The following is a 26,088-nucleotide window of genomic DNA, read 5'->3' on the forward strand; positions in this document are numbered from 1 at the left end:
CGGCAATGATGATCGATCGCGACCGCCGACTCGAGCATCTGGGCGACATGTCGGCTATCGAGGGAAATCTCGTCCTCCGCCGAGACCGATCAGCCATTTGCCGGAATTCCCACGGCGCGTGGACAATCTCGGGCAACGATGTTGGTAACAGTTCGGCAAACGCCGCGGCCGGCACCGACGCGAGCTGATCGACCGATCAGTTTCCGCAGGCCGGGGCCCGATCCGGCCCAGAACCGTACGGCCCGCTCACGATCTGCCCCGCAACCCCCAACACCGCACTTCCCACCGCTATTCGCACCTCACAGCAACCCCGGTCGCAGCGCCACCCGTAACAAGACACGGCAAATCTGCCTCTTGGCTGGTTGAATGGGGATGAGCTAGGGCGTAACCAGGCAGCCGTGACGCGCGGCAGGGACGAGGAGCGATGACCGAGAACAGCGGAACCGAGAAGGCCACCCACCCGGACACCGGCACGGCGCAGCAGTCCAGCAACTCCGCCGCGACACGACCCACGCCCGCCGATGCGCCCAAGCCCGGTACCCCGAAACCGGGAACCCGCAAGCCGGAATCCCCGAAACCGCATGCGATCAAGCCCATTCCCGGTCCGGCACAGGAACATCCGCATCCGGTGGTCGTTCCGACGGTGAGCGATCCGAGCAAGTGGGGTCGCGTCGACGAGGACGGCACCGCCTGGGTCAAGACCGCCGAGGGCGAGCGCAGCGTCGGATCCTGGCAGGCCGGCGACGCCGCCGAGGGCCTGGTCCATTTCGGCCGGCGCTTCGACGATCTGGCCACCGAGGTCGCGCTGCTCGAGGCCCGGCTCGCCGCCGGGACCGACGCCCGCAAGACCAAGGCCACCGCCACCGCCCTGGCCGAATCGCTGCCGACCGCCGCGGTCATCGGCGATATCGACGGCCTGGCCCAGCGGCTACAGGTCATCATCGAACACTCCGACGAGGCCGCGGCACAGGCCAAGGAGGAGAAGGATCGCACCCGCCACGAGCAGACCGAGCGCAAGGAGACGCTCTGCGCGGAGGCCGAGCAGATCGCGTCGGAATCCACGCAGTGGAAGGCCGCGGGCGATCGGCTGCGCGAAATCCTCGACGAATGGAAGACCATTCGCGGCGTGGACCGCAAAGTCGACGATGCGCTGTGGCGGCGTTTCTCCAAGGCCCGCGAGGGATTCAATCGCCGCCGCGGCGCGCACTTCGCCGAGCTGGACCGCGAGCGCGCGGCCGCGAAGACGCGCAAGGAGGAGCTGTGCGTGCGCGCCGAGGAGCTGTCGACCTCGACCGATTGGATCGGGACCGCCTCGATCTTCCGCGACATGCTCACCGAGTGGAAGTCCGCCGGCCGCGCCCCGCGCGAGGCCGATGAACAGCTGTGGCGTCGCTTCAAGAGCGCCCAGGACGTCTTCTTCGCCGCGCGCAATGCCGCGGCCACCGAGCGTGACGCCGAATTCGAGCACAACGCCACCGCCAAGGAAGAGCTGCTGCACGCCTACGAGCATCGGATCGATCCGGGTTCGGATCTCGACTCCGCGCGCAACGCACTGCGCGAACTGCAGGAGAAGTGGGACGCCCTGGGCAAGGTCCCCCGCGAACGTATGCAGGACCTCGAGGGCAAGCTGCGCGCGATCGAGAAGCGCGTGCGCGAGGCCGTCGACGCGCAGTGGCGCCGCAGCGATCCCGAGGCCATGGCCCGCGCCGCCCAATTCCGTGAGCGCGTGGCCCAATTCGAGGAGCAGGCCGCCAAGGCCCAGGCCGCGGGCCGCACCCGCGATGCCGAGAAGGCCCTCGAACAGGCCAAGCAGTGGCGCGAATGGGCCGAGGCCGCGGAGGGCGCCGTCAGCCAGCGCTGAGGCTACTTGTCACCGTGCAGCCAGCGCCGGTGCTGCTCCTCTTCTCGGGCGGCGGCGATCCGGCGCTGCTCCTCGGCCTCGAGCTGCATCGCGGTGCGACTCCACACCACCTTGATCCAGTGGAAGGTCAGCACGACGATCGCCAGCGTCGCCAGGATCAGACCGATTCCTGGTCCGGCGCCGCGATAGTCGCCTATGCCCGGGGTCTGCCGATGCCAGATCGACAGCACGCCGAAGACGCTGCCGACGGCCGAGCCCGCGACCGCGACCCACGCCAGCGCCCATCGGCGGGTGACCAGCGCGAGCGAGGAGAAGCAGATGCCGAAGACCACGACGAACCATTCGAACACCCGCGACGGCAGCCCGATGTGCTCGACCTGCGCGGTGTGGTCGTAGAGCACCACATCCAGCCCGCGCGCCGCGCCGGCATGCGGTAGCACCAGCGACAGCAACAGGACGAATACCGCGGACGCCACCACCATCGCCCGATATCCGGGATCGATCTCCCCGGCGATCTTGCGTTCGACCGCCTCGAGCTCGTCGTGATACTGCTCGAAGGTCTTGGTCTCGGCCGGATTCATGTTCTCCTCGTTCGGCTCGTCCTGCGCCGGTTGGTCCTTCTCACGATCAGCCACGATCCCTCACCGCCTTGCCGTATCGGGTGGTCCCGCGATCATCATGCGCCGCAGCCGGTTCCACATGCGGAGGCCGCGGGTTCCGGATCCGGGGCGCCGATGCGTGGAAGGCCCAGTCCCACACCGATCGGCGCGGTCTTGGGGGTGGTGCCGCGTTCGTGCGCATCGCCCGCGCGTGTGCGGCGGTGGTCGCGGATCGGAGCGTCGGCGATCAGGTGATGCGGCGCCGCCTCGGTGATCTCGACGGTGACGATATCGCCGGGCCGGATCGCGCCCTGTGCCGTCGGCCGGAAGTGGACCAGTCGCCCGTCGCGGGCGCGGCCGCTCATCCGCGCCGTCGCCGCGTTCTTCTTCCCCGCGCCCTCGGCGACGAGCAGTTCCACCTCGCTGCCGATCAGCGCCCGATTCGATTCCAGCGAGATCTGTTCCTGCAGCGCGATGAGCCGGTCGTAGCGCTCCTGCACGACGGCCTTGGGCACCTGATCGGCCATGGTCGCGGCCGGGGTGCCGGGCCGGATCGAGTACTGGAAGGTGAAGGCGCTGGTGAATCGCGCCTGCCGCACGACGTCCAGGGTCTCCTGGAAGTCCTCCTCGGTCTCGCCCGGGAAGCCGACGATGATGTCGGTGGTGATGGCCGCATGCGGCATCGCCGCGCGCACCTTCTCGATGATGCCCAGATAGCGCGCCTTGCGATAGGACCGGCGCATGGCCTTGAGCACCCGATCCGATCCCGACTGCAGCGGCATATGCAGCTGCGGGCAGACATTCGGGGTCTCGGCCATCGCCTCGATCACGTCATCGGTGAATTCGGCCGGATGCGGCGAGGTGAAGCGCACCCGCTCCAGACCCTCGATCGGACCGCATGCGCGCAGCAGCCGCGCGAAGGCGCTCCGGTCGCGAAGCTCATCGGGGTCGGCGAAGTTCACGCCGTAGGAGTTCACGTTCTGCCCCAGCAGCGTCACCTCGAGCACGCCCTGATCGACCAGCGCCTGCACCTCGGCGAGCACATCGCCGGGGCGGCGGTCGATCTCCTTGCCGCGCAGCGCCGGAACGATACAGAAGGTGCAGGTGTTGTTGCAGCCCACCGAGATCGACACCCAGCTCGCATAGGACGATTCGCGCCGGGCGGGCAGTGTGGAGGGAAATGCCTCGAGCGATTCGAGGATCTCGACCTGCGCCTGCTCGTTGTGCCGGGCCCGCTCGAGCAGCACCGGCAGCGAACCCAGATTATGTGTCCCGAACACCACGTCCACCCACGGCGCCCGGCGCACGACGGTGTCGCGATCCTTCTGCGCCAGGCAGCCGCCGACCGCGATCTGCATGCCCGGCCGCTCGGCCTTGATCGGGGCCAGATGTCCCAGCGTTCCGTACAGCTTGTTATCGGCGTTCTCGCGCACCGCGCAGGTGTTGAACACGACCAGATCCGCGGTCGAACCGGGCACGGCCTTGGTATAGCCGGCGTCCTCGAGCAGGCCCGACAGGCGTTCGGAGTCGTGGACGTTCATCTGACAGCCGTAGGTGCGGACCTCATAGGTTCGCGCCGACTCCGATGCCGCCACCGAACCTGCCTCGAGCTGCATCGACGAATTCACTCATCCAGCGTATCGGTTCACCGAAACCGCATACCCACCCCGCCTGCCCACGACGGGAGCAGCAGTGATACCGATCACCGATGTCAAGCTTCGGTTGATCGTTATCCGAGCTGCGTCGACGCGTCCCGCAAAGTTGAGCATTTCCTGTGATTTCAACTTAAGGTCGAGCCATGACCGACGCTGCTGCCGACGCAACACCCGGCACTGTCATTGATCCGAACGCCACCGCGCCCGTCGACGCACCGCCGATGATCGCGATGCACAAGGTGGACAAGCACTTCGGCGCGCTGCACGTGCTCCAGGACATCAACCTCGAGGTGCCCAAGGGGCAGGTGGTGATCGTTCTGGGTCCCTCCGGTTCCGGCAAGTCGACACTGTGCCGCACCATCAATCGGCTCGAACCGATCGATTCCGGCACCATCGCCGTCGACGGTGTCCAGCTACCGGCCGAGGGGCGCGCGCTGGCCAAGCTGCGCTCCGATGTGGGCATGGTGTTCCAATCGTTCAACCTGTTCGCGCACAAGACGATCCTGGAGAACGTCATGCTGGCGCCGGTCAAGGTGCGCCGCATCGATAAGAAGCAGGCGCGCGAGACCGCGATGACACTGCTCGAGCGGGTCGGCATCGCCGATCAGGCCGATAAGTATCCGGCCCAGCTGTCGGGTGGGCAGCAGCAGCGCGTGGCCATCGCGCGGGCGCTGGCGATGAATCCGAAGGTCATGCTGTTCGACGAGCCCACCTCCGCGCTGGACCCGGAGATGGTCAACGAGGTGCTCGAGGTGATGGTCCAGCTGGCCAAGGACGGCATGACCATGCTCGTGGTCACCCACGAGATGGGCTTCGCCCGGCGCGCCGGGCACCGGGTGCTGTTCATGGCCGACGGTCAGGTCGTCGAGGACACCGATCCCGAAACCTTCTTCACCGCACCGAGATCCGACCGTGCCAAGGATTTCTTGGGCAAGATCTTGAGCCACTGACCGGTGACAATCACCCCCACATACCTCACCAGAGAGAAGGAATTCGATGAGGATCACTCGTGCGCTGCGGATAGGCATCGGCGCCCTGGCCATCGCGGCGGTCGCCACCGGCTGCGGCGGCGGTAGCTCCAAATCCGTATCGCAGCACGCCGCCGACGGCAAGTTGACCGTCGGCATCAAGTTCGACCAGCCGGGTATCGGCCTGCGCGATAAGGACGGCTCGTTCTCCGGATTCGATGTCGATGTCGCCAAGTACGTCGCGGGCAAGCTCGGTGTGAAGCCGGAGAACATCTCGTTCAAGGAGGCTCCGTCGGCGCAGCGCGAGACACTGATCCAGAACGGCCAGGTCGACTTCATCGTCGCCTCGTACTCGATCACCGATCAGCGCAAGGAGAAGGTCGATTTCGCGGGCCCGTACTACATCGCGGGCCAGGATCTGCTGGTGCGCGCGGACAACACCGATATCACCGGTCCGGATGCGCTGAAGGGCAAGAAGGTCTGCTCGGTCAAGGGTTCGACCCCCGCGCAGAACCTGGAGAAGAACTACAAGGACGCGCAGCTGCAGACCTATGACACCTACTCGCTGTGCATCGAGGCGCTGAAGTCCGGCGCGATGGACGCGGTCAGCACCGACAACGTCATCCTCGCCGGTTACGCCGCGCAGTCGCCCGGTCAGCTCAAGCTGGTCAACAAGCCCTTCACCATCGAGAAGTACGGCATCGGCGTGAAGAAGGGCGATAAGGAATCTCGCGACAAGATCAACGACGCCATCGACGCGATGATCAGCGACGGGACCTGGAAGTCCGCGCTGGAGAAGGATTTCGCGGGCACCGGATTCCAGGTGCCGCAGCCGCCCACCGTCGACCGGTACTGATCCATCCCGGTTCCCTGCTACCGCGAGGAGCACGTCCGCCGTGTTCGACCTGATCTCCAGATACGACTCCCAACTGCTCGACGCGTTCTGGATGACCATCAAACTGACCGTGCTGTCGGGAATCTGCGCGCTGATCCTCGGCACCGTCGTCGCCGCCATGCGGGTGTCGCCGGTGCCGGTGGCGCGCTGGCTCGGCACGGCGTACGTGACCGTCTTCCGCAATACCCCGCTCACCCTGATCCTGGTGTTCTGTTCCATCGGCCTGCTGAGCACGATGCGCATCGAACTCGCGCACGGCTCGAATTCCATCCAGGACAATGCCTTTCGGTGGGCCGTGATCGGATTGAGCGTCTACACCGCCTCGTTCGTCTGCGAATCGCTGCGCTCGGGCATCAACACCGTGCCGCTGGGCCAGTCCGAGGCCGGGCGGTCACTCGGCCTGACCTTCGGTGAGAATCTGCGGCTGATCGTGCTGCCGCAGGCATTTCGCTCGGTGATCGCGCCGCTGGGCAGCGTCCTGATCGCCCTGACCAAGAATTCGACGATCGCTTCGGCCATCGGCGTGCACGAGGCCGCGTTCCTCATGGCGTCGATGAACGAATCCGAGGCGCAGATCCTCGTGATCGGCGCGATCTTCGCCTTCGGATTCGTCATTCTCACCCTGCCGACCGGACTGCTGTTCGGTTGGCTCGCCAAGCGATTCGAGGTGGCTCGATGAGCTCCGGTGTCTCGGTTCTCTATGACGCGCCGGGCCCGAAGGCCCGGGTGCGGCACAACATCTACTCGGTGCTGGTCGCGATCGTGGTCGTCGCCGTGGCGTGGTTCGTCTATCGCGGCTTCGCCGATAAGGGCCAGTTCACCGCCGAGAAATGGAAGCCGTTCCTCGACGGCGAGGTGTGGAAGACCTATCTGCTGCCCGGTCTGCGCGGCACGATCATCGCCGCGGTGCTGTCGATCGTCTTCGCGCTCGTGCTCGGTATGGTCTTCGGCGTCGCGCGAATGTCCGATCATCGCGGCGTGCGCTTGGTGGCCGGGATCGTCGTCGAATTCGCCCGTGCCATCCCGGTACTGGTGATGATGATCTTCCTGTTCGCGTTCTTCGCGCAGAAGCAGGTGTTCCCGTCCGATCAGCTAGCGCTGGCGGCGGTCGTCATCGCCCTGACCATCTACAACGGCTCGGTCATCGCCGAGATCGTGCGCTCGGGCATCCGCTCGCTGCCGAAGGGGCAGACCGAGGCCGCGACCGCGCTGGGCCTGCGCAAGGGTCAGCTGATGCGGTTGATCCTGCTCCCCCAGGCGATCACCGCCATGTTGCCCGCGATCGTGTCGCAGATGGTTGTGGCGCTGAAGGATTCGGCGCTGGGCTATCAGATCACCTATCAGGAGATCGTGCGGCAGGGTCAGCAGCTCGGTGCGGCCGAACAGAATACGGTGCCGTCGCTGATCGTCATCGCGGTCATCATGATCGTGTTGAACTGGGCGCTGTCCAAGATCGCCACCTGGCTGGAGCGCCGGCTGCGCTCTCGTCGCCGCGGGCGCGGCGTGGTGGCCGCCGACGCGGTCCTCACCACCGCGGCGCCGGGATTGGACCTGACCCCCGCGAAGTGATTCACGATGAGCCGAACCCTCGTGAGCGGCAGGGGTTTCGGGAATTCTGAACGGGCACTGCTTCCGGTCGCCGGTCTCGCCACTGCCGACGACCGGGAGCGGTTGTCCAACGATTAGCTCGCCACGCCGACCGGGTGATTGCATTCGCACCGTTCGGTCTCCAATCTTGGCTGCTATGTCTGCCATCTGTCCCGCCTGCTCCTGGTCGTCGCCGATGTTCGTCTCGGCGCACGGTTCCGTCCGCTATCTGCGTTGTGTGTGCGGACGCTGGCTGGTAGCGCATCGAGGCGGGGTGGATATCGTGGCCAACCGCGGTTCCTGCACCACCGCATCCGCACCCGCCGAACATCTCGAACTGATCCCGTTGCCCGAGGGGTGATATCGACGTTCCCGGTCTTCCGCGTGTCGCCGTCGATGAGCTGGACACTTGTGGCTGAGTAGGGTTGGGCTGTGGGCATACTCGACCATCTTGTGCTGGCGACACCGGATCTGCTCGAGACCGTGGCCAGGGCATCACCTCCGCGGAAACTCTCGCCGCACCACGCGCATTGGTGACCCTCGTCGCCGATCAGCTCCGGAAGGCCCATCACCCGGACGTCTCAGCGAAGCCGGTGAATGTCGACCTCGACGCCGAGCTCATCGGCGCGTCGGTCGGAGGCCTGGCCCAGGGAACGCTCGCCGGTTACTGCAGTGCCGCCGGGGCCGTCGAACTCCTCGACCATCTCCTCGATCGCGTGCTGGGACCGTACTCCGGCAACTGAGCCCGGATGCCGTGGCGGACAGCCGATCTTGCGCCCGGTTCCTCGAGCTTGGTACCGTCCGGGCGTACACGTTCTCAGGGCGGGGTGGAATTCCCCACCGGCGGTACTGGTATCCGGGCCGTCCCGGTGTCCTAGCCCGCGAGCGCCACGCCATCCACGGATGTCGTGGGTCCAGCAGATTCCGGTGTGATTCCGGAGCCGACGGTCATAGTCCGGATGAAAGAGAACACGGAACCGGGCTGCCCGTCCATGGGTGCTCCCTGTTCGCGTTGTTATGCCCTGGGTGACAGCGAACAGGAGGAATCTTCATGTCACCCATCTCGAATCGCATCGCAATCGTCGCCGCCCGCTGGCACGCCGATATCGTCGACCGGGCCGTGACGGCCTGCCGCGCGGCACTCGCCGAGCACGGCTTCCCCGACGTCGAGGTGATCAAGGTCCCCGGCGCCTTCGAAATCCCGCTGCGCATCAAACGATTGGCCGCCAGCGGCCGATACGCGGCACTGGCCGGCTGCGCACTGGTGGTCGACGGCGGTATCTACCGCCACGATTTCGTGGCCTCGACCGTGGTGGACGCACTCATGCGCGTCCAACTCGATACCGATGTCCCGGTATTCTCGGCGGTCCTCACCCCGCACCACTTCCATGAGCACGGGGAACATGTGGCGTACTTCGCCCGTCACTTCGATATCAAGGGCGCGGAATTGGCCAATGCCATTGCGGCCACGCTGAAGCTGGACGCCGTCCCGGCCTGATGACGACGTACCGTGCCCCGGGTGCCGGGGCACGGTACGGGCGGGCGCGGGATCGGAGGCGGCAGCTTGTCGCCGGTGCGCTCGTGCCAGCGAATCACGTTGCCGGTACTCGTCGATCGCGATGCTGGTCGCAGCGTTCACCTTCGAGCGCCAGCGCGCGAAATCCCGTCTCCTCCATCAGAAATCGCAGCATTCGTGCGCGAGGACGGACAGCTCGTGCGTGCGGATCTATTCGGCTTGCGCCAGTTCGGCTTTCACGAGCGTGTAGGCGGCGGACTGGTTGTAGCCGCGGCGGGCGAGCATATCGACCAGGCGGCGGATGACCTTCTGGCGGTCCAGGTCGCGCGACATCGTGCGGAGTTTGCGGCGGATCAGTTCGGTGGCGGCGGATTCGTCCGGGGCGGTATCGGGCCGGGTGACGGGGCGGGCATGGTCCGGTGCGGGCTCGCGCTGCCGTTCGGTCTCGAGCCCGGCCTCCTTGACCGCGGACATCACGACCGCATGCGCCGTCGAGGGGTCGTAGCCGCGGCGCGCCAGCATGCCGACCAGGCGGCGGATCGCCTTGTCGCGGTCGAGATCCGGCGGCAGGCTCCGCAGTTTGCGGTGGACCAGTTCGGCCGCGCGGGTGTGTTCGTCGTCGGTGGTGATACCTGCCAGGGCCGGTTCGGCGTCCGCCGGTGCCACGCCCTTGCGGCGAAGCTCCTGGGCGAGGGCCTTCTTACCCTTTCCGGAGTAGGTATGCCGGGAGTGCACCCACTGCTCGGCGAAGGCCGCGTCGTCGATGAGGCCGACCTCGGTGAGACGGTTCAAGACCCGCTCGGCGACCTCGGCGCGAAATCCCTTGGCCGCCAACTTGTCCGCCAGCTCCGCCCGGCTGCGCGCCCGATCGGTCAGCAACCGCAGACACACGTCCTTGGCCTGCGCCTCGGTACCGCCCCCGGCCGGTTCGGCCGCCGCGCCCTCACCCCGTCGCCGCGACCCCCGACGACCGCCATGCCCCGATCCGGGCCGCCGCCGACCGTCCGCCTCATGCGACGAATCCCGCCCGGAATCGACCTCGAACCGTTCATCCGAGCACTCGACATCATCCGCCCGCACCGAACCACGCCGCCCACGACCGATATCAGCCCCATCCCGCACGGGCACATCGGCCGCGAACGATCGCTCGACATCGTCCACACCCACCACGTCACGACGCCGATCACGGCCGAAACCGGCCGCATCCCACTCGAACCCGCCCATCGTGTCCGGGCGCTCGGCGTCGTCCACACGCGCCATATCACGACGCCAATCACCATCGAATCCGGCCGCATCCCACTCGGACTCGCCCATCGTGTCCGAGCGTTCGGCATCGTCCACACGCGCCATATCACGACGCCGATCACCACCGAAACCATCCGCATCCCACTCCGACTCGCCCATCGCATCCGAACGCTCGGCATCGTCCACACGCGACGGATGACGAGGTTGGCGTCGAACGGAATCGGGTGCATCCCATTCGTTCGGGTCGGCAATGGGGGGTCGTTCGCGGTGATCCGCGCGCGATGGGGTGTGGGTGGAATCGGCTGGGGCCGAATGGGTTCCGGCACGACCGTCGATCGATCGTCGTCCGCGGCGGGTGGCGGATGCGGCGCCCTCGGTCGGCTCTGCACCAGGGAACCCCGCGTCTCCCTGGTGCGGAGCCTCGGCGGCGCTGTCATCGACCGGGCCGTCGTCTGAGCGCCAGAGGCCGCGGGAATTCCCTTCGGCTCCTGGGCGTTTGGGCGCGGATCGCACCCGTCGGGGTGAGTCCGAGCGGGAGCGGGCGCTACCGGCTTCCAGATCGGCGAGTTGTCGGCGCAGGCGCTCCACCGCATCGAGCCGAGTCGCGCCGGAGCCCTGGAGGGGATTGGGCCCCGGCGCTTCCCGGTCCAGCATCGGCTAGAAGTCGACGGGCGCCTCGGCACCCGCGTCTGCGGTGACATCCGCACCGATACCGAGCTTTTCCTTGATCTTCTTCTCGATCTCGTCGCGCACGTCGGTGTTCTCCTTGAGGTACTTGCGCGCATTCTCCTTGCCCTGGCCGAGCTGGTCGCCCTCATAGGTGAACCAGGAGCCGGACTTGCGGATGAAGCCCTGATCGACACCCATATCGATGATCGAGCCCTCCTTGGAGATGCCCACGCCGTACAGGATGTCGAATTCGGCCTGCTTGAACGGCGGCGCGACCTTGTTCTTGACGACCTTCACGCGGGTGCGGTTGCCGACCGCGTCGGTGCCGTCCTTGAGGGTCTCGATCCGGCGCACATCCAGGCGGACCGAGGCGTAGAACTTCAGCGCCTTACCACCGGTGGTGGTCTCGGGCGAGCCGAACATCACGCCGATCTTCTCGCGCAGCTGGTTGATGAAGATGGCGGTGGTGCCGGAGTTGTTGAGGGCGCTGGTCATCTTGCGCAGCGCCTGGCTCATCAGGCGGGCCTGCAGACCGACGTGACTGTCGCCCATCTCGCCCTCGATCTCGGCGCGCGGCACCAGCGCGGCCACCGAGTCGATGCAGATGATGTCCAGCGCGCCGGAACGCACCAGCATATCGGCGATTTCGAGCGCCTGCTCACCGGTATCGGGCTGGGAGACCAGCAGCGCGTCGGTATCGACGCCGAGCTTGCGGGCGTAGTCCGGATCCAGGGCGTGCTCGGCGTCGATGAATGCCGCGACACCGCCGGCGGCCTGCGCATTGGCGATGGCGTGCAGGGCGACGGTGGTCTTACCGGAGGATTCCGGACCGTAGATCTCCACGATGCGTCCGCGCGGCAGACCGCCGAGACCCAGGGCGATATCCAGCGCGATGGAACCCGTCGGAATCACCGAGATGGGTTGGTGCGCCTCCTCGCCCAGGCGCATCACGGCACCCTTACCGAAACTCTTCTCGACCTGCGCGAGTGCGAGCTCGAGCGCCTTGTCGCGGTCGTAAGCCTGTGGTGCCATCGTCTGGATCCCCTTCTCGACGGGTGGGTCTCTTATGTGGTTGATGCCCACCGTAGAGGGCGGCACCGACAAGTTCTGACGGCCAGCTTAGACGAACACGTGTTCGAGGCAAGCGACGCGCCCCACGACACGCAAAAGCCGTCGGCATCACCCCGGCTACCTGCGGTTCGGCTCGGGAACCAGGGTGACGCGATCGGTATGCATCAGCGCCTGGGCCTGTTTGAACACCCGCAGCGCCGGGGTGACCTCGACATCGGTGATGCCGTCGAGCGAACCCAGCTTCTCTGTGACATAGCGGTACAGATGCGCGGTATCGCGGCACACGATCGAGGCGGCCAGATTGGTCGGGCCCGTGGTGGCGGCGACGAACGCGGCCTCGGGATGCATCGCGACGGCGCTGCCCACCGCGTGCAGATCGGCCGGGCGGGTGCGCAGCCACAGCGAGGCCCGCACGGCGTGACCCATCCGGTCGATGGCGAAGTCCATATCGAAGTACAACACCCCGGATTCGACGAGCTCGTCCATGCGCCGCGCGACTCGCGTTGGGCTCCAACCGGTCTCGGCGGCGATGCGGGCGTAGGAGGCGCGCGCGTCGCGGGCCAGGATCGCCAGCATGGTCTCGTCGGCCGCCGACAGATCCACCGGCGTCCCCGGGCCGTCCTGGCGGATCGGCGGCCGTTCGCCCAGCGCCTCGCGCTGTTCGGCGGTGAGCAGGCGGTCGTAGTGCGGCCACTCCGATTCCAGCGGGAAGCGGTGGATCACCTCGTGTGCGCGGATCTCGACCACCTGCGCCGCCTTCGGCAGGGTGTGCAACAGCAGCGCGTCGCGCCGTTCGATCGACTGCGGCCGGCTCACGCAGACCACCTCGGATCCGGTGGACAGCAACGACACCCAACTCACATCCGGGAACCGGGCCAGCGATTCGGCCAGCCGCAGCGCCTTGTCCGGGGTCGAGCGCAGCCGCAGTATCCAGCGGGTGTGCCCGAGCGGCACGGCGTTCACCAGGCCCGAGACATGAATGATGCCGCGCTGCCGCAGCGATCGATAACGCCGCGCGACCGTCTGCTCGGAGACGTCGAGGATCGTGCCGAGCTTGGCGAACGGAATGCGGGCATCGGTGACCAGCGCGTGCACGATCTGCTTGTCGAGCAGATCCATATTGGAGGAATCGACGAGATCTTCTGGCCGCATGGGTGGAATCCAACGCTGATCAATGGATGACTAGGTGGATATTCAAGCATGCCACAGGCTTGCCGTCGATATCGTTCGTTCGCTCTGGAGGTCGCTGTGCGGAAATGGCTCCCCTTGTTCGCGGCGTGTCTCGGCACGCTGATGCTGCTCATCGACGTCACCGTCGTCAATATCGCGCTGCCCGAGATCGCCGGCGATCTCGGCACCGGATTGTCCGGACTGCAGTGGGTCGTCGACGGGTATGCGCTGGCCTTGGCGGCGCTGCTACTGGTGCTGGGCTCGCTGGCCGACCGGGTGGGCGCCAAGCCCACCTATCTGATCGGACTGGTGGTGTTCGCCGCCGCCTCGCTGGCCTGCGGTGCGGCGCAATCGGTTTCGGTGCTGGTGGCGGCGCGGGCATTGCAGGGCATCGGCGGTGCGGCCATGTTCGCGACCACGCTGTCGCTGCTGCACGCCACCTACACCGGGCGCGATCGCGGAATCGCCTTCGGCGTCTGGGGCGCGGTATCGGGCGCGGCGGCCGGGATCGGGGTGGTGCTCGGCGGCATGCTGATCGATCTGCTGTCGTGGCGGTGGATCTTCCTGGTGAACCTGCCGATCGCGGTGGTGGCGGTCGTGTTGTCCGCCCTCGTCTTCCGACCCTCTCCTCGGCATACCGGGCGCGCGGTGGACGTCGCCGGGATGGTCGCGTTCGCGGTGGCCGCCACGGCACTGGTCTACGGCATCATCCGCGGCGGCGAACACGGCTGGGACGATGGGCAGGCGCTGGCGGCGATGATCGGGGGCGTGGCCGCGGTGCTCGCCTTCGGGATGATCGAATCACGCAGTGCCGCACCGATGTTCCCGCTCGCACTGCTGCGCAATCGCGAATTCGGCGCGACGCTGATCGCGGCCGCGGGGATGAACTTCGCCGCCTTCGCGAGCAGTCCGTTCGTATCCCTGTGGTTGCAGCAGTCGCTGCACCTCTCACCGCTGCGGGCGGGGCTGTCCATGCTGCCGATGGCGGCGACGGCATTCCTGGTATCGGGTGTGTTCGGGCGGTTCCTGCACGATCTGGCGCCGAAGTGGACGATCGGCGGCGGACTGGTGACGATCGGTGCAGGCACCGCGCTGCTCGGGATCGTCGATACCGAATCCGATTGGAGCGCACTGCTTCTCGGATATGTGGTGATCGGCATCGGGGTCGGCGTGATGGCGCCGTCGCTGGTGGCGGTCGGGATGGCGGCGGTGTCGCCGCGGCAGAGCGGGACGGCCGCCGGTGCGGTCAATACCGCGCGGCAGCTCGGCCTGGCGCTGGGAGTCGCGGTGCTGGGCACGGTGTTTCGTGGCTCGGCCGGTGCTGGGCCACGAATCGGGTTGTCCCAGTTCGTGAACGGACTCGACGCAGCGGTCGCGGTGGCCGGGGGTGTGGGGATCGCGTTCGGTGCACTGGCCTTCGCGCTGTTTCCCTCGGCGCTCGCGGGCGGTGGATCCCCGAAACGCCGAGGGTCGAGTGCTCGTGAGTTGGTTCGGAACAGCTCGTCCAGCAGCCGGTAGCACTCCAGCCGGACGGGATCGGGGCCGCGCTTCATCCAGTGGGCGCCGTCGACGAATTCCACGACACCGCTGCGCCCTTCGTGATCGCGCGAACGGGTGGGCGAATCGCCCAGCAGTGCGGCGACTGTCGGTGGTAGCGATATCACCAGCGGACTCGCGGGACGTCGAATTCGGCGCACAGCGCACGCCACACCTTGCGTGGTTCCACGCCGCCCTCGATCGCCTGGGCGCCCGTCCGCCCGCCCAGCGCGGGCAGCGTGTGATCGGTGAGCAGGGCATCGCCGCGGGCCACGCCGAATTCGCCGTGCACAAGCTCCCGGAAGTCAGTCAATCGCACCGCACCGAGGCTACCGGGTGGCATGGACCGTGCCGCGGGGGCCGCGATTCAGCGCGCACCCGCGGTCTCGCGGACCCGGTGGCAGATTTCGACCGGATCGGCGACCTCGGCCATCGTGGCCGCGGCCCGTTCGGCGGCCGTCCGGTAGGACGGATCGTCGAGTATTCGGCCCACCGCTTCGCGCACCGACTCGGGCGTGAACGGCCGCACGAGGATCGAACCGCCTTGGCGGGCGGCGCGATTGGCGAGTTCCCACTGGTCGCCGCCGCCGGGGATCGTCACGATCGGAACACCGGCGAGCAGCGCCTTGGCCAGCAGGCCGTGGCCGCCGCCACCGATCACCACGGCGGCCTCGCGCAGCAGGACGTCCTGGCGCCCCAGACCGGCGGTGGCCCAGGACGGCAGATCCGCCGGGGGCGAGTCGAGCGTCGAGACGGCCACCCGCACACCGGCGCCGCGCAGGGCCGCGAGCACCTCCTCGGCCATACCGGATACGCCGGTGTGCGCGGTCGACGGGGCGACCATGACCAGGGGCGCGTCGCCGGGCGGTGGGGCGAGCACATCGGTCGTGGGTTCCCACAGCAGCGGGCCGATCAGATGGGTTTCGGCGGGCCAGTCCGGGCGCGGGAGCTCGAGGGCGGGCAGGGTGGCGATGAGGCGGGCGTCGGGTCCCGGATCCTGTTCGGGCAGGCCGATACTCGCGCGGGCGGCCGTGCGCTGACGTTCGCCGCGCCCGAGGGCGCGCGCGGTCATGCCGCGCAGCACCGCGTCCCGGGCCCGGCCGCGCAGCCCCTCCCCCGGGGCCAGTCCACTTCCGATGGGCGGCAACGCCTTCGACGGGAGATACAGCGGATGCGGCGACAGTTCCACCCAGGGCACGCCCAGTCGTTCGGCGGCCATACCGCCGCCGGCGGTCAGCACATCCGACACGACCAGTTCCGGGAGCATGGCGCCCAGATCCGGCAGGATCTCGGTGGAGATATGCGCGGCCCGTTCGTGGATGCGCTGTCCGGCATCGCGATCGTCGTCCTGCGGGCGCGGCGCCAGCCCCTTGAGCCGCCGCACCCCGATCCCGGCCGACCGCGCCGCCTCGAACCAGCGCGGCCCGGTGAACAGCACGGGTTCATCGCCCGCGGCCAGCAGGCGCAGGCATAACCCGATGGCCGGAAACGCATGCCCCGGATCCGGTCCCGCGACGATAGCCACTCGCATGCCGAACAGCCTGCCACAACGAGGTCCCCGCATCCCGGCCCCGGGTCGTGGGTCGCCCCCTGTTCATCGAGTGTGGTTAGGGTCTCGGCGCATGAGCGGTGTTCGGGTGGTCGGGTCGGTGGACGAGTTGATGGGATTGCTGGCCGGGTGTGCGGATGCTTGGGATACCGCTGATCGGTCGGGGGATCCGGTGGACATCCTCGATCATGATCGGCAGTGTGCGGAGTTGTTGCGGCGGGACCATCCCGAGGATGAGGAGCTTCAGGTGGCGGGGCTGGTTCATGATGTCGGACATGTGCTGAGGCCGGGGGATGATGCGGGGCATGGACGGCATGGCGCCCACGCCGTGCGGGAGTTGCTCGGGATGCGGGTGGCTCGGCTCGTCGAGCTGCATATCGTCGCGAAAAGGTATCTGGCGGCGACGGATTCGGATCATGCGGCGCGGCTGTCGGATTCCAGTCGGCGCACCCTGGTCGCGCAGGGCGGGCCGATGACCGTCGAGGAGATCACCGCATTCGAGGCCGATCCGGATTTCGCGGCGGCCGTCGCGCTGCGCCGCGCCGATGACGCGGGCAAGGTCGTCGGGCTCGCGGTCGCGCCGCTCGAATCCTGGCGGCCGGTCGTCGAACGGGTGGCGGCCGCTCAGCCCGCGAAGTAGTAGAGCTCGAAACCCACCGCGCGCTCGGCCGGGAAGTCGGGCCGGGGCGCGGTGGCGCGGTCGACGATGGCGCGGGCCTGATCCTCGACCGGATCCGCGCTCAGGGCAGCGAGGTAACGGCGGTGAGCGACAAGTGATTCCACCGCGGCGTCGATGGTGTCGGTGACGTCGACGGCATGGGTGGCGCCCGGGGCGATCACCGCGGCCCAGCGCGGGGTCCAGACCGGCAGATCGGCCAGTTCACGGAAGATCCACTCGTTGCCCGCATCCGAGATCGCGTCGAGACCGGAGCGGCCGACCGCGCGGTGGTCGGCACTGTTGGCGAAGCCGGGCATCCAGACATCGCCGAAATGGGCGAGGACGACCAACTCTGGGCGGTGGCGGCGGATCGCGCGGGCCAGATCGCGGCGCAGCGTCGGACCCTCCTCCACCCGGCCGTCGGGATATCCGAGGAACTCCACCTCGCGCACGCCCACCGCCCGCGCGGCGGCGATCTCCTCGGCCTCGCGCAGCGGACCGGCCTGCTCCGGCGGCAGTCCCGCGATCCCGGCCTCACCGCTGGTCACCAGCACGTAGCGAATATCCTTGCCCTGCTTGGTCCAGCGCGCGATCGCCGCGATCGCGCCGTATTCGATATCGTCGGGATGCGCCACGATCACCAGGCCGCGCTGCCAGTCCTCGGGTACCTGCTGCATGGGTCCCATTCAACAGGGTCGGCTCCGCTGATGTGTGGTGATGATTACCGAGTCGTTCGCCGGGTAAGTAGAGTCAGGGAGACAGTCCCCTGGCGTCGCGTCGCGCGCGGCGGAAGTTCGATGCTCCAGAGGTGGAACGTGGTGTATACGGAGGGCCAGTCTGTGAGCGGTGAAGGCACATCCCGGATGCTCGACGTCACGGTGCGCGCCGAGGGCTCCACGACCGTGATCACGGTCAGCGGCGAGATCGATATCGCCTCGGTGCCGCATCTGCAGTCCGCTCTGGAACAGAGTGGGCGAGACGGCAATCCGCTGGTGGTGGACATGACCAATGTCGGATTCATGGGTTCGGCCGGGCTGAGCGCGCTGATGGTCGCCTCCGAGGCCGCCAAACCTGCGCTGCTGCGGGTGGTGGCGTCGGATGCGGTGCGCCGACCGATCGAGGTGACCGGACTGGACAAGCTGCTGGCGATGTTCCCCACTCTGGACGAGGCGCTCACGAGCGCGTCGAACTGATCGCGAGAACGCCGATACCTACTGCTGGTAGGACGGCAGACGGACCACCTGGACGAAGAATTCGTCGATCTGCTTGATGGCCGCGATGAACTGGTCCAGATCCACGGGTTTGGTCACATACGCGTTGGCGTGCAACTGATAGCTGCGCAGGATGTCCTCCTCCGCCGCGGAGGTGGTCAGCACCACGACCGGGATATGTGCCAGCTCCGGATCGGCCTTGATCCTCCCCAGCACCTCGCGCCCATCGTATTTGGGCAGATTGAGGTCCAGCAGAATCAGATCGGGCCGCGGCGCCTCGGCGTAGCGGCCCTGCCGATACAGGAAGTCCAGCGCCTCCTGACCGTCGTGCGCGACGTGCAGGCTGTTGCGAAGTTTGTTGTCCTCGAACGCCTCCCGCGTCATCAGTTCATCGGCGGGGTCGTCCTCCACCAGCAGGATGTCGATCGGACGGCCGGGGGTGGTCATCAGGAGGCTCCTTCGATGGCGGCAATGAGATCCGCACTGCGCGTGGGGGTTTCGGTGCCGATCAGGGTGAAACAGAATCGGGTGCCCTCGGTGTAGCCGGTATCGATCCAGATTCTGCCGCCGTGGAATTCCACGATCTTCTTGCAGACGGCCAGGCCGATGCCGGTGCCGGTGTACTCGTCTCGGCTGTGCAGCCGCTGGAAGATGACGAACACCTTCTCGGCGAATTCGGCCTCGATGCCGATTCCATTGTCGGACAGCGTGATCAGCCAGCCGCCCGCCGGATCGGGATCGCAGGTGATGCGGATCTCGGGCGGTTGATCCGGGCTGCGGAACTTCAGGGCGTTGCCGATCAGGTTCTGCCACAGCATGGCCAGCAGCACCGGTTCGCCGATGATCTCGGGCAGTTCGTCGGGTCGCTCGATCCGGGCCCCGGCGTCCTCGATCGCCGAGGACAGATTGTTCAGCGCCTTGTCCAGTGGTTCGTGCAGCGCGATGGGCTTACTGTCGCCGGTGATCCGGCCCACCCGGGAGAAGGTGAGCAGATCGTTGATCAGCGCCTGCATCCGCTTGGCGCCGTCGACGGCGTAGTCGATGTACTGCTTACCGCGGTCGTCGAGCCTGTCGCCGTAGCGCTTCTCCAGCAGCTGACAGAACGAGGCCACCTTGCGCAGCGGCTCCTGCAGATCATGCGAGGCGACGTAGGCGAACTGCTCCAATTCGGCGTTGGAGCGGCGCAACTCGATCGCCTGGGCGTCGAGCGCCTCCTTCTGTTCCAGCAGGACCGCCTCCTGTGCGCGCGCGGAACCCAGCTTGGACACGATCTCCTGGCGCATATCCTCGACCGCGTCGGCCACCGCGGCCAGATCCGCGGGTCCGTGCGCGACGATGCGATGATCGAATTCACCGCTCGCCACCCGCAGCGACGAGTCGGCCAGATAGCGCAGCGGCCGCGCGACCAGCCGGCGCACCAGCACGGTGAACAGGACACTGGTCAACAGGAAGACCACCAGCAGACCGATCAGCACCACATTGCGCACCGTGCGGGCATGGTCCAGATCGGCGTTGTCGGCGGCCAGCGCCGCGGCGAGATCGTTGTTCTGATGGTCGAATTGCGCGCGGATACCGTCGAAGATGTCCTTGCCCCGATCGGCGGTCGCGCTGCCGACCGAACGGGCCTGCGGCAGCGACTGAATCGAGGTCAGCGGTTCGGCGTAGCCGCGCCGCCACTGATCGGCGGCCCGCTCGATCTCGGTCACATCGGTCAGCAGCGCCGGGCGGTCGGCCAGCAGTTCGCGCAGCCGCGCGGCCGACTTCTGTTCCAGCTGTTTGCCGTCGGTATAGGGCTGCAGGAATTCGGGGTCGACGGTGATGGCGTATCCGCGCACCCCGGTCTCCTGATCGACCAGACCGCTCTGCAGGCGATAGGCCTCCGCGGCGGCGGGCAGGGTCCGGTCGAGCAGACGGTCGCTGATCGTGGTGGTGGCCGAGATCACCTGCGCGCCCGCGGCCGAACCGATGATCACCAACAGGATCATCGAGGCCAGCACGATCTGGAACCACGCCTGCACCGTCAGCCGACCGGCCATCCGGGATTCGGTCGGGGTCATCGGATCGCTCCCCCGTCGCTCCATCGCAGATACAGAATCGCCAAGTCGTCGTCCAATCCGCCGGTCGCGCCGGCCAATTCCTCGATCCGGCCGATGAGTTCGTCGACGAAGGTCTCGGGCTGTTCGACCACCACCGCGCGGGCGATCTCGAGCATGCCCCGCTCACCGAGGCGTTCCCGATCCGCGCCGATGCAACCCTCGAACAGGCCGTCGGTGAACAGCATCAGGCCGCCGTCGATCGGCAGTCGCAGTTCCTCGATGGGCCATTCGGCGCGGTCGGGCAGGAATCCGAGCGCGGGTCCGCCGGGCACCTCGATCCAGTTCAGTTCGGTCCCCGACCGCAGCACCATGCCCGGATGGCCCGCCCGCTGCACCCGCACGGTCCGCGTGCCGGGTTCGAGGATCAGGCTGGTCGCGGTGGCGAAGGTCTGGCGGTCGGTGCGCTCGGCCAGCAGCACCCGCTCCAGCACGCGCAGCTGGCGCACGCCCGTCACACCGCTCAAAACCAGTGTGCGCCAAGCCAATCGCAACGCCACACCGGTGGCGGCCGCATCCGGGCCGTGACCGGACACATCGCCGATCACGGCGTGCACCGTGCCGTCGGCGTCCTGGACCACATCGTAGAAGTCGCCGCCCAGCAGGGCATGCGAACGGCCGGGCCGATAGCGCGACAGCACCGAGACGACACTGTCGACGGGCAGCAGCGGGGTCGGCAGCAGGCCGCGTTCGAGACGCGCGTTCTCCTGGGCGCGCAGCTGACTGGCCTGCAGTGCCGCACTGGTGCGTTCGGCCTGTTTGCGTTGGATGGCATAGCGCACGGCGCGGCCGAACAGTTCCGGTTCGACGCGGCCCTTGACCAGATAGTCCTGTGCGCCCGAGGAGACCGCGGCCAGGCCGGTCCGTTCCTCGTCGAGTCCGGTCATCACCACCACGGCCGCGTCGGTGTATTCGCGGATGCGGGCCAGCGCCTCGAGGCCCTGCGCATCGGGCAGGTGCAGATCCAGCAGGACGCAATCGGGCATCTCGGCCTCGAGGCGTGATCCGGCCTCGGCCAGCGAGCGCACCCATTCCAGCCGCAGACCGGGCGCGCCGTCGGTGACCAACTCCCGCACCAGCAGGGCATCACCGGCATCGTCCTCGATCAGCAGCAGCCAGGGTTCTTGCCAGGTCCAACCGGGATCGACCCCGAGACCGGGTTCGCCGAAACCTTCACGCCGCACCGTCACCACCGGCGAGGACGCGGATTTCCGGACAGACCAAAACCCTTGGCCTCCGATCACATCGAGGGCGGCTTCAGCGCACGCCGACTGGCTCAACGGCCGCTTTCTGGACCGAGAGGCAGCAGTGATGGTAGCCGATCTTGCGAACCACTCGCATCATCGCCGTGCCGGAAACCGAAAAGCGCACGGGCCGTTCGGCATCGCTACCGAACGGCCCGTGCCCGCGAGGGTCGCTACATCTTGCCGACCGTCGACTTGTTCGACCCCGACACCGCCTTGTACAGCAGGTACAGCCCGAACACCACCAGGCTGATCACCAGGATCGGGAACAGAGCCTTGACCAGCGCCCCGACCACGAGCAGCGCCAGCCACGCGAGCGCGACGACGCCCAGGATCTTCCAGAACATGTCCATTCCTCCCGAAGTCTCCGAACCGCCGTCATCGCGATCCGACACTTCGATACTGTCAGTCCGCACCGGGAAAAGCACCTGGTCAACGGGGAAATCGGGGAAAGTTCAGGGATTACCCCGAGTCCCGGAATCGGCCGCGGGCAGCTCCACGTCCGGTACATGCCCGGCCAGGCGGTGGTCGCGGCGTGCGAGCGGCGCCGGTGCCACTACGATAACGGGTGTTCAGCGGGTCGGTGAGTGATTCCCGTCCGGGTGCAGATGCCTTGGGGGCGACCGTTTTCGGGTTACCCTCCCCTGGTAGGCGCGAGGGAGTGACGGGTATGGATTCAACGGACGGTATCAGTCAGGTCGGGCAGGACGGCGCGTCGGTGTACTCGCCCTGGATGCTCGCCATGTACGACTTTCGGGTGCTGTGGTTCAACTGTGGTGTGGTCTGGCGTTGCTCCCCACGGCATACGCTGGCCCTGTACAACCGCAATATGAGCGCCGATCATCTGGATATCGGCACCGGTAGCGGGTGGCATCTGTCTCATGCCGGCTACCCCACGGCCAGTCCGAAGGTGACCCTGGTCGACTTGAATCGCCAGCCTCTGGAGGTGTCGAGTCGGCGGCTGCGCCGGCGTGGCATCGACCCGGTGATACGGATCGGGAGCGTGTTGGCGCCGTTACCGGTGGATCGCCGCCGGTTCACATCGGTGTCGGCGACCTGGCTCATGCATTGCGTGACGGGCGGGTGGGACAGCAAAGGCAAAGCGTTCCAGCACATTTCGGATGTGATGGCCGATGACGGCGTGTTCTTCGGGGCGACCGTCCTGGATTCGGGAGTCTCGCATACGGCGCTGAGCCGCGCGGAGATGAGGCGGCTCCGCGCGCACAACATCTACCGCAACGACACCGACGACCTCGACGGACTGGTGGCCGCGCTAAAGCGGGCGTTCACCGAGGTGGATGTGGACACGCGTGGCTCGGCGGCGGTGTGGACGGTGCGCGGGCCGCGCCGCGCACCGCAGGAGAACACCACCGAGCCACGCTGACGGGTCACCGCGTCCGATCCGACGCCGGGACGAGCAGGATCGCGATCACCGAACCGGGCCCCACAGGTCCGGCGGGCAACGCGAACAGCGCGGCCCGAAACAACGAACCTTCGATCGAAATCGTCTGCTCCACAACAGGGTTGGTGGATGCCGCCCCGATCAGGGCCTCCAGGTCGATCTGGGTGAGCACATGTTTCAGGCGGGGCTCGTCGGCGAGCAGGGCGTCGGCGAGGTCGCCGGAGGCGTTCATGACGACCCGGTGGGCCACGTCGACCATGACCAAGGTGGCGTCGGTATAGCTGACCAGGGTGCCCAGCCGGGTGTCGAGATCGCGGCGGGGTAGTTGCGTGGTGAGCCCGTAGACGGTGCGGCCGGGCCCTGGTGCGCCGAGAGTGGTTGCCGAGGACCATAAGTGCGTCCAGCTGCGTTCGGGGCGGACCGACCACGCCGTGTCACAGATGACGCCTTCCCGCTCGTGCCCCAGGTTGTGCACCATGGCGGTGAAATTCGGGGCGTCGTCGGGGTTCATGTTCTTGAGCAGCGCCGGAAACGGTTTGTACTCGCCCACTTGGCGTTTGACGCCGTAGAGGGTGAGGTTGTCGCCGCCACCGGCGGTGATGAGCCGGGCGAGGTCGATGGTCCAGCTGTTGTACACCGGTCGCGGCGTGACAGGTCCGGGCGCGAGCCACACGACCAGCCCGACCGCGGTGCCGTCGAACGCGGTGACCCAGTGCGTGCGGCATTCGATACCGCCCGCGGTGCGTGCGCCGTCGATCCCGGGGCCGTCCCTCATGATGTCGGTGACGACTCCGCGAAAGAGGTTCTCCCCCTGGTAGTCGAAACCGAGCGTGGGTGCCACGCGACGCAGTCGCCGTGCCATCCGTTGACCCCCTGCGGAATGAACCACAATCTCGCTGTGTATCAGAGTGCCGATGACGTCGATCCCGACCCACAAACGTGGTAGGTCCATGGCGCAGCATGCTAGTTCCACGCGGCAGGGCTTTCGAAGTGTTTCGCGCAGTGTTACGCTCGCGACGCGCCGACTGGTGAGCGATTCCCACGTCCGTAAGCGAATCCCGTTGGCGGGACGACGCTTTCGTTGTGATGGGTGGGATCACCGTGTACGAATGTCCGTGGGGCAGGGAGGCGAGAGCCTTCCGGCACACACTCTCCCCTGCCACACACAGGCATTGGGCTCCTTGCGTCCGTCTCGCTCATTGCGAAGCAGCATCCGCCGCTGGCGGCGAACAAGCACCCGGGTACCGGTATCGCACCACCGTCATACCATCGAGAGGGGTCGGAACATGTCAGAGAACACGCACGAGGCACAGATCGAGGGCGTGCAGGCGCTCGCGCTCCATCACGTCGCGATCGTCGTGAGCGACGTCGATTGCGCGGTGGATTTCTATTGCGGCGTACTGGGTTTGGGGCGGCGGACCGATCGTCCCGACGACCTCGGGCCCGGCGCCTGGCTGGATCTCGGCGACCGGCAGATCCACCTGATGCAGGCCACCGTCCCACCCGCCCTCGGCCAGCACTTCGCCGTTCTCGTCGACCGACTCGACACCGTGGTGGACACGCTGCGAGCACGGGGACTGGAAGTGTCCGATCCGTTTTCGACCGCCCCGGGGCATCTGCAGTCGATGGTGTCCGATCCCGACGGCAACGTCGTCGAGCTGCATCAGCTCGTATGACGCTGAGGTGTCGGCAGCCGTGAATTGTCGAAACGATAGGGGGCAATGGGCGCGCGCGGCGTTGGATACGAACTTCGTGGCGGTGCGAATCCGGTGTCCGGAATTCTCGGTCGGGACGAATGGTATCGAGATCCCTTGTGGGCAAACAGATTTCGTCTGACACCGCTGGAACGACGACTGTTGCGGACATGGGAGCTGCGGCGACTGCAATTCGTCGTGCACGCGGGTGCGGCCGCATCCACGACGAACCAGACCTACACCCGGCTCGAGCACAGCCTCGGATTGCTCGCTCTCGTCGCGCATTTCGCCCCGCACGACGAGGTCGCGCGGTTGGCCGCGCTGCTGCACGACATCGGGCACCTGCCGTTCAGCCACACGTTCGAAGGCGTTGCCGGACTCGACCATCACGAGTTGGGCCGACAACGTATTCGTGAGCTGACGCCACTGCTCGCCGAATACGGTATGGATGCCGACGAGGTGCTCGGCGTCATGGACAGCGGCACATCCGTACTGCGCGGGCGCCCAGGAAGTCTCAAACTCGATCACCTCGAGTCGCTATCCGTACCAACTCGAGCGGCTCTACCTCGATACCGCCTGCGTCGACGGCGATCCGATCGGATTCACGGCGAGCCAGCTGGCGGTACTACCCGAATTACCCTGGCGCTGTGTGGCTCTCATCGGTTGCGAACCGAGGGGTTCCTAGTCCCTGGAACCTCATTCACCTCGCCGGCCTCGCGATGGCGATGGTTCGGTCACGCGCGGGCGACGAAGCGGAAGCGGTCGCCGCGGTAGACCGATCGGGTCCACTCGATGGGCCGGCCGGTGTGATCGCAGGCGCGCCGATGCACCAGCAGGATCGGGGAGCCGACCGCCACCTCGAGCGCAGTGGCCTCCTCCGGCGTGGTGAGCGCGGTCTCGACGGTATCTTCCACCGCGGCCACCTCGAGTCCGTAATGATCGCGCAGGGTGGCATACAGCGAGCCGCGATCGGCGAGGCGGCGGGCGAGATTCGGCAGCGGATCGGCCAGATGGGCGACCTCGATCGCGAGCGGTTCACCGCCGACCGAGCGCAGCCGCTGCAGACGATGGATCCGGCGGCCGGGCGCGATGGCGAGCCGTTCGGCCACGGCCTCGTCGGCCGGTGTCTTCGTCAGCGCCAGGACGCGGGAGCTGACCTGCAGCCCCTGGGTGTTCAGATCGTCGGTCAACGACGTCAGCTGCTGGAGGTGAACCACCTTCGGCGGCGCCACGAAGGTGCCGCTGCCCTGGACGCGGCGCAGCAGTCCCTCCGCGGCGAGTTCGGCCAGCGCCTTGCGCAGCGTGGTCCGCGACGTGCCGAGCTGTTCGGCCAGCACGCGCTCCGGCGGCAGCGAGGTGGACGGTTCCAGCGTGCTGATCAGATCGCGCAGTGCCAGCTTGGTGCCGTAATAGCGCGGTTGCGGCTGCGTGAGTCCCGAAGCCGTCCCGGCGGCGTTGTGCATAC

General features: G+C 67.3%; 28 protein-coding genes, 2 pseudogenes and 1 riboswitch. Of the genes and pseudogenes, 15 read left to right on the plus strand and 15 right to left on the minus strand.

Translation table 11 applies throughout. From position 1 onward, the window contains the following. Window positions 1-5 precede the first annotated feature (5 nt). Together ACIA76_RS21760 and ACIA76_RS21765 are read left to right on the plus strand one after the other, a co-directional pair. Entirely contained in the window at window positions 6-188 is a 183-nt protein-coding gene (locus ACIA76_RS21760; RefSeq protein ID WP_397153661.1) for a hypothetical protein, read from the plus strand. 236 nt (window positions 189-424) lie between these two features. Next, complete coding sequence (locus ACIA76_RS21765) at window positions 425-1,861, plus strand: DUF349 domain-containing protein (RefSeq protein WP_397153662.1); 1,437 nt, start codon at window positions 425-427, stop codon at window positions 1,859-1,861. Window positions 1,862-1,863: 2 nt separating this feature from the next. On the opposite strand, the gene ACIA76_RS21770 is transcribed toward ACIA76_RS21765, so the two are convergent. Further along, the gene (locus ACIA76_RS21770) at window positions 1,864-2,442 is read right to left on the minus strand and encodes a hypothetical protein (protein ID WP_397153863.1); all 579 of its coding nucleotides are present in this window, start codon (window positions 2,440-2,442) and stop codon (window positions 1,864-1,866) included. A 95-nt stretch (window positions 2,443-2,537) separates the two neighbouring features. After that, entirely contained in the window at window positions 2,538-4,076 is a 1,539-nt protein-coding gene (miaB, locus tag ACIA76_RS21775; RefSeq protein ID WP_397153864.1) for a tRNA (N6-isopentenyl adenosine(37)-C2)-methylthiotransferase MiaB, read from the minus strand. 260 nt (window positions 4,077-4,336) lie between these two features. Between miaB and ACIA76_RS21780 the strand changes: the two genes are divergently transcribed. The 7 genes from ACIA76_RS21780 (at window position 4,337) to ACIA76_RS21810 (ending at window position 9,063) form a co-directional block, all read left to right on the plus strand. After that, entirely contained in the window at window positions 4,337-5,065 is a 729-nt protein-coding gene (locus ACIA76_RS21780; RefSeq protein ID WP_397153865.1) for an amino acid ABC transporter ATP-binding protein, read from the plus strand. Window positions 5,066-5,111: 46 nt separating this feature from the next. After that, the gene (locus ACIA76_RS21785) at window positions 5,112-5,939 is read left to right on the plus strand and encodes a glutamate ABC transporter substrate-binding protein (protein ID WP_397153663.1); all 828 of its coding nucleotides are present in this window, start codon (window positions 5,112-5,114) and stop codon (window positions 5,937-5,939) included. Window positions 5,940-5,979: 40 nt separating this feature from the next. Then, on the plus strand, window positions 5,980-6,657 hold the full coding sequence (locus tag ACIA76_RS21790) for an amino acid ABC transporter permease (RefSeq protein WP_397153664.1): 678 nt from the start codon (window positions 5,980-5,982) through the stop codon (window positions 6,655-6,657). Next, window positions 6,654-7,547, plus strand: a complete 894-nt coding sequence (locus ACIA76_RS21795; RefSeq protein WP_397153665.1) for an amino acid ABC transporter permease — start codon at window positions 6,654-6,656, stop codon at window positions 7,545-7,547. The genes ACIA76_RS21790 and ACIA76_RS21795 overlap by 4 nt, the downstream gene beginning before the upstream one ends. Before the next feature lie 175 nt (window positions 7,548-7,722). Continuing rightward, window positions 7,723-7,926 carry a hypothetical protein gene (locus tag ACIA76_RS21800; RefSeq protein ID WP_397153666.1) on the plus strand — a complete coding sequence of 68 codons (204 nt, stop codon included), beginning with the start codon at window positions 7,723-7,725 and terminating at the stop codon, window positions 7,924-7,926. Between the two features lie 172 nt (window positions 7,927-8,098). Next, window positions 8,099-8,308, plus strand: a complete 210-nt coding sequence (locus ACIA76_RS21805) for a hypothetical protein (protein WP_397153667.1) — start codon at window positions 8,099-8,101, stop codon at window positions 8,306-8,308. Window positions 8,309-8,374: 66 nt separating this feature from the next. Next, window positions 8,375-8,540: riboswitch (FMN riboswitch) on the plus strand. Between the two features lie 76 nt (window positions 8,541-8,616). Further along, the gene (locus tag ACIA76_RS21810) at window positions 8,617-9,063 is read left to right on the plus strand and encodes a 6,7-dimethyl-8-ribityllumazine synthase (RefSeq protein ID WP_397153668.1); all 447 of its coding nucleotides are present in this window, start codon (window positions 8,617-8,619) and stop codon (window positions 9,061-9,063) included. Between the two features lie 228 nt (window positions 9,064-9,291). Here the strand turns inward: ACIA76_RS21810 and ACIA76_RS21815 are convergent. From ACIA76_RS21815 to ACIA76_RS21830, 4 genes and pseudogenes are all read right to left on the minus strand, one after another. Further along, window positions 9,292-9,444 (minus strand): annotated as a pseudogene (locus tag ACIA76_RS21815) (recombination regulator RecX); the annotation flags it as partial. Between the two features lie 78 nt (window positions 9,445-9,522). After that, window positions 9,523-10,032, minus strand: a pseudogene (gene recX, locus ACIA76_RS21820) (recombination regulator RecX); the annotation flags it as partial. A gap of 951 nt (window positions 10,033-10,983) precedes the next feature. Further along, window positions 10,984-12,027 carry a recombinase RecA gene (gene recA, locus ACIA76_RS21825; RefSeq protein WP_397153669.1) on the minus strand — a complete coding sequence of 348 codons (1,044 nt, stop codon included), beginning with the start codon at window positions 12,025-12,027 and terminating at the stop codon, window positions 10,984-10,986. 156 nt (window positions 12,028-12,183) lie between these two features. Continuing rightward, window positions 12,184-13,218 carry an Lrp/AsnC family transcriptional regulator gene (locus ACIA76_RS21830; RefSeq protein WP_397153670.1) on the minus strand — a complete coding sequence of 345 codons (1,035 nt, stop codon included), beginning with the start codon at window positions 13,216-13,218 and terminating at the stop codon, window positions 12,184-12,186. Between the two features lie 96 nt (window positions 13,219-13,314). Between ACIA76_RS21830 and ACIA76_RS21835 the strand changes: the two genes are divergently transcribed. Next, window positions 13,315-14,754, plus strand: a complete 1,440-nt coding sequence (locus ACIA76_RS21835) for an MFS transporter (RefSeq protein WP_397153671.1) — start codon at window positions 13,315-13,317, stop codon at window positions 14,752-14,754. A gap of 142 nt (window positions 14,755-14,896) precedes the next feature. On the opposite strand, the gene ACIA76_RS21840 is transcribed toward ACIA76_RS21835, so the two are convergent. Both ACIA76_RS21840 and ACIA76_RS21845 read right to left on the minus strand, forming a co-directional pair. Then, complete coding sequence (locus tag ACIA76_RS21840; RefSeq protein ID WP_397153672.1) at window positions 14,897-15,091, minus strand: DUF3046 domain-containing protein; 195 nt, start codon at window positions 15,089-15,091, stop codon at window positions 14,897-14,899. Window positions 15,092-15,139: 48 nt separating this feature from the next. Beyond that, window positions 15,140-16,303 (minus strand): glycosyltransferase, encoded by a 1,164-nt coding sequence (locus ACIA76_RS21845; RefSeq protein ID WP_397153673.1) that lies wholly within the window; start codon window positions 16,301-16,303, stop codon window positions 15,140-15,142. A gap of 91 nt (window positions 16,304-16,394) precedes the next feature. Here ACIA76_RS21845 and ACIA76_RS21850 point away from each other — a divergent pair, with 91 nt between their 5' ends. After that, window positions 16,395-16,961: an HD domain-containing protein gene (locus ACIA76_RS21850; RefSeq protein ID WP_397153674.1), complete on the plus strand. Its 567-nt coding sequence runs from the start codon at window positions 16,395-16,397 to the stop codon at window positions 16,959-16,961. Here ACIA76_RS21850 and ACIA76_RS21855 read toward each other — a convergent pair. Further along, window positions 16,946-17,656, minus strand: coding sequence for a PIG-L deacetylase family protein (locus tag ACIA76_RS21855; RefSeq protein ID WP_397153675.1), 711 nt, complete (start codon window positions 17,654-17,656; stop codon window positions 16,946-16,948). The genes ACIA76_RS21850 and ACIA76_RS21855 overlap by 16 nt on opposite strands. A 162-nt stretch (window positions 17,657-17,818) precedes the next feature. On the opposite strand from ACIA76_RS21855, the gene ACIA76_RS21860 reads away from it, so the two are divergent. After that, window positions 17,819-18,172, plus strand: a complete 354-nt coding sequence (locus tag ACIA76_RS21860; protein ID WP_397153676.1) for an STAS domain-containing protein — start codon at window positions 17,819-17,821, stop codon at window positions 18,170-18,172. A gap of 18 nt (window positions 18,173-18,190) precedes the next feature. Here ACIA76_RS21860 and ACIA76_RS21865 read toward each other — a convergent pair whose 3' ends face one another. The 4 genes from ACIA76_RS21865 to ACIA76_RS21880 form a co-directional block, all read right to left on the minus strand. After that, window positions 18,191-18,637 (minus strand): response regulator, encoded by a 447-nt coding sequence (locus ACIA76_RS21865; protein ID WP_397153677.1) that lies wholly within the window; start codon window positions 18,635-18,637, stop codon window positions 18,191-18,193. Further along, the gene (locus tag ACIA76_RS21870; RefSeq protein WP_397153678.1) at window positions 18,637-20,247 is read right to left on the minus strand and encodes a CHASE3 domain-containing protein; all 1,611 of its coding nucleotides are present in this window, start codon (window positions 20,245-20,247) and stop codon (window positions 18,637-18,639) included. Before ACIA76_RS21870 ends, ACIA76_RS21865 begins: the two co-directional genes overlap by 1 nt. Beyond that, window positions 20,244-21,467, minus strand: coding sequence for a PP2C family protein-serine/threonine phosphatase (locus ACIA76_RS21875; protein ID WP_397153679.1), 1,224 nt, complete (start codon window positions 21,465-21,467; stop codon window positions 20,244-20,246). The genes ACIA76_RS21870 and ACIA76_RS21875 overlap by 4 nt, the downstream gene beginning before the upstream one ends. A 233-nt stretch (window positions 21,468-21,700) precedes the next feature. Beyond that, complete coding sequence (locus ACIA76_RS21880; RefSeq protein ID WP_397153680.1) at window positions 21,701-21,874, minus strand: hypothetical protein; 174 nt, start codon at window positions 21,872-21,874, stop codon at window positions 21,701-21,703. Window positions 21,875-22,197: 323 nt separating this feature from the next. Between ACIA76_RS21880 and ACIA76_RS21885 the strand changes: the two genes are divergently transcribed. Then, entirely contained in the window at window positions 22,198-22,911 is a 714-nt protein-coding gene (locus ACIA76_RS21885) for a class I SAM-dependent methyltransferase (protein ID WP_397153681.1), read from the plus strand. A 4-nt stretch (window positions 22,912-22,915) separates the two neighbouring features. On the opposite strand, the gene ACIA76_RS21890 is transcribed toward ACIA76_RS21885, so the two are convergent. Then, entirely contained in the window at window positions 22,916-23,791 is an 876-nt protein-coding gene (locus tag ACIA76_RS21890) for a hypothetical protein (RefSeq protein ID WP_397153682.1), read from the minus strand. 424 nt (window positions 23,792-24,215) lie between these two features. Here ACIA76_RS21890 and ACIA76_RS21895 point away from each other — a divergent pair, with 424 nt between their 5' ends. Together ACIA76_RS21895 and ACIA76_RS21900 are read left to right on the plus strand one after the other, a co-directional pair. Next, entirely contained in the window at window positions 24,216-24,605 is a 390-nt protein-coding gene (locus ACIA76_RS21895; RefSeq protein ID WP_397153683.1) for a VOC family protein, read from the plus strand. Between the two features lie 180 nt (window positions 24,606-24,785). Next, a complete protein-coding gene (locus ACIA76_RS21900; protein ID WP_397153684.1) occupies window positions 24,786-25,397 on the plus strand; it encodes an HD domain-containing protein in 612 nt (203 codons plus the stop codon). On the opposite strand, the gene ACIA76_RS21905 is transcribed toward ACIA76_RS21900, so the two are convergent. After that, window positions 25,358-26,086 (minus strand): GntR family transcriptional regulator, encoded by a 729-nt coding sequence (locus tag ACIA76_RS21905; RefSeq protein ID WP_397153685.1) that lies wholly within the window; start codon window positions 26,084-26,086, stop codon window positions 25,358-25,360. The genes ACIA76_RS21900 and ACIA76_RS21905 overlap by 40 nt on opposite strands. Window positions 26,087-26,088 lie beyond the last annotated feature (2 nt).

Source organism: Nocardia sp. NPDC051570 (assembly GCF_044454005.1).
Taxonomy (GTDB): Bacteria; Actinomycetota; Actinomycetes; order Mycobacteriales; family Mycobacteriaceae; genus Nocardia.